Source organism: Microbacterium barkeri (genome assembly GCF_027921765.1).
In the GTDB taxonomy this organism is placed as follows: Bacteria; Actinomycetota; Actinomycetes; order Actinomycetales; family Microbacteriaceae; genus Microbacterium; species Microbacterium barkeri.
On record NZ_BSEJ01000061.1, the window covers coordinates 1 to 534 of the forward strand.

At 55.8% G+C, this 534-nt stretch carries 1 protein-coding gene; it reads left to right on the forward strand.

All coding sequences use genetic code 11. From position 1 onward, the window contains the following. Nucleotides 1-137: 137 nt before the first annotated feature. Nucleotides 138-534 (forward strand): amino acid permease (locus tag PKE79_RS16780; protein WP_271174803.1); only part of this gene is annotated, 397 nt, incomplete at its 3' end.

Sequence of the window (534 nt, forward strand, 5' to 3'; positions counted from 1 at the left end):
TTCATTTTTTTTCATCCCCCGCCATTGCATGGCCCCCGGACACTCCGTAAAATCCCGCGCCTTAGCGCAATCCTCCATTTTTATGCGATTTCGCAAAATAAATATTCTGGAACAGCCATTTTCACCTCGGGAATGCAATGGAAAAGAAACTGGGCCTGAGCGCCCTGACCGCCCTGGTCCTTAGCTCAATGCTCGGCGCTGGCGTATTCAGTTTGCCGCAAAATATGGCTGCCGTGGCCAGCCCCTCCGCTCTGCTCATTGGCTGGGCCATCACCGGCGTCGGGATCCTGTTTCTCGCTTTCGCCATGCTGCTGTTGACCCGTATTCGTCCCGACCTCGACGGCGGGATCTTCACCTACGCTCGCGAAGGATTCGGCGAACTGATCGGCTTCTGCTCCGCCTGGGGATACTGGCTGTGCGCGGTGATCGCCAACGTCTCCTATCTGGTTATCGTCTTTTCGGCGCTCAGTTTTTTCACCGATACCCCTGAGCTGCGCCTGTTTGGCGATGGTAATACCTGGCAGTCTATCGTTG